This window comes from Orrella sp. 11846, assembly GCF_048820935.1.
GTDB lineage: Bacteria > Pseudomonadota > Gammaproteobacteria > Burkholderiales > Burkholderiaceae_B > Algicoccus.
In genome coordinates, this window is the sequence record NZ_JBMERD010000036.1 from 1 (window position 1) to 2,363 (window position 2,363).

Sequence of the window (2,363 nt, forward strand, 5' to 3'; positions counted from 1 at the left end):
CTAAGTGCCCTCAGCACTCGTTCATCATTTGTGACCATATAATGTATGGCGTTTTACTGGTTCCCTCTGATTGGAGACATTCATATGAAATTTGCTTTAAATTCGAATCTGCGCCCGCTGCAGATGGCACTGCTGGGTAGCATGACTGTTGTTGCGGTGGGTTTCGCTGGTTCGGCAATGGCTGAAAACCGAGTGACTTATAAGTCCGCTAAAGCGGGTACATCCTATTACCAGATGGGTGTCGAACTGGCACAAGCCATGAAAGAGGGCACTAACGGTGACGTGATCGTGACTTTGGAAGAGAGCCAAGGCTCAGTCCAGAACGTGATGGAAGCACCTTCACGTAAAGGTAACTATGTTTTCACAACACCACCCTCACTGGTTGCCGCCGCTGAAAACAGCAAAGGCGCGTTTGAGAAAAAGCCAGACGAGAAATACAAAGAGATTCGTGCTTTGTTCCCAATTCCTTCATTGACCATGCACTTTGTGACTCGTGAAGATGCGGGGATTAAAAGCTTTGAAGACATGGCTGGTAAGAACATTCTGGTCGGTAAGGGCACGTTCTCAGCCAATGAAGGTACAAAATATCTGAACCTCTTTGGTCTGGATGGCAAAGTGAATCTGGCCAACGTTGAGCTCAACAACGCCGTACCTGCTTTGAAGAACAAACAGATTGATGCGTTTGTCACAGCGGGTTCTTTCCCATCACCCAACGTTATTGAAGCGGCTGCTAGCTTGCCAATTCACGTTCTGTCGATGAGTGATGATCAGGTCAAGCAAACGGGTGCTGCCCGCGCTGTGATTCCAGCCAACACTTACAACGGTCAGACTGAAGAGATCGTCACGACTTCATTGCCAGTGATCGCCTACACAACGACCGAAATGGATGATGGCACAGCGTATACGCTCACTAAAACTTTCTGGGAGCAGCGCGACAAAATGGCGGGTAATGCCCCTTGGTGGAATGGTGTGACACCTGAAATGTTGATGAATGTGTCCGGTAAAATGCACCCCGGTGCTTTGAAATACTATGCAGAAAAAGGCATTGAAGTGCCCGCAACAGCAAAGTAATTGTTATTAGTCATCATTAGTTAAATCAGAAGTCAGGGGTGGTGCGAGCGATGCCGCTGTATATTTGGCCAATTCTGGGTATCGTTAGCATTGCCTTTCATTTATGGCTTGTGTTTGCAGGGCTGGTTCCTAACTTAGTGAGCCGGCCTTTGCACATGGCTTTGGCGGTTCCCTGGATTATGCTTTGGCGACCAGGTGGTCAGCGTCCGGATTTATGGAGTTGGTTCCTAGCTATTCTTGGAATTGCAGGCTGTTTGTGGATTGCGATTGATCAAAATGATCTCGCCGATCAATATGGTCGTTTAGATGGACCGACACAAATGGCAGGCGCCTGGATTTTGGTGCTTTGTACACTCGAAATGGCGCGCCGTGCTGTGGGTTGGCCCATGCCTTTAATTGCAGCGATCACTTTACTCTACGGTCTGTTCGGTCAGTATATTCCGGGTGAATTTGGTCACTCGGGCATGTCCATGGGAAGCTTCATGGGCACACTCGTCATCACGGAAGGAGGGCTCTGGGGGAGTCTGACGGGTGTTTCAGTCGCAGTAGTTGCGATTTTTGTGATTTTTGGCGCTGTGTTGAATGCCGGACAAGCGGGTTCCGGGTTCATGAATATTGCCTCCGCAGTCGCAGGACGGCTGACAGGCGGTGCTGCCAAAGTGTCAGTGATTTCTTCTGCCTTGTTCGGTTCAATTTCTGGGTCAGCGTCTGCAAACGTGGCATCAACCGGTGCAATTACATTGCCTGCAATGCGCCGTTTGGGATATCCGCCGTCTTTAGCCGCTGCCGTTGAAGCTGTTGCATCCTCTGGAGGGCAAATCATGCCGCCATTGATGGGGGCTGGTGCATTTGTGATGGTAGAACTCACAGGTGTTCCTTATGACAGTATTATGCTGGCTGCTTTACCGGCTGCAATCCTTTATTTCTTTGCAGTCTGGATGGGTGTGAACGCGTTTTCTAAACGCTATCACTTGCCTAATGTCCCCAAGGAAGACAGACCTGAGTTGCGGATTGTTCTGTTGACAACAGGTTTCTTTCTGGTGCCTTTCACCGTATTGCTCTATGGCATGTTTGGGCTTAATGTGACCCCACAATATGCGGCTTGTATGGCGATTTTGTCTGCTGCGATTTTGTTGCTCACGGACGATAAATTTCAATTTCAACCTTTGGAAATTCTGAAGCGTTTTGAGCATGCAGCATCTTCAGCAGGACAGCAGATCTCTATGATCGCATCGATCATCCTGTGTGCTTCGCTCATCATTGGCGTGTTGGGAATGACCGGTCTGGGTGTC

Annotated in this window: 2 protein-coding genes; both read left to right on the plus strand. The window is 49.1% G+C overall.

All coding sequences use genetic code 11. From position 1 onward, the window contains the following. Positions 1–84: 84 nt before the first annotated feature. Positions 85–1,071 carry a TAXI family TRAP transporter solute-binding subunit gene (locus tag ACOI06_RS14425; RefSeq protein WP_420663295.1) on the plus strand — a complete coding sequence of 329 codons (987 nt, stop codon included), beginning with the start codon at positions 85–87 and terminating at the stop codon, positions 1,069–1,071. A gap of 50 nt (positions 1,072–1,121) precedes the next feature. After that, on the plus strand, positions 1,122–2,363 hold a 1,242-nt coding region (locus ACOI06_RS14430), incomplete at its 3' end, for a TRAP transporter permease (protein ID WP_420663296.1).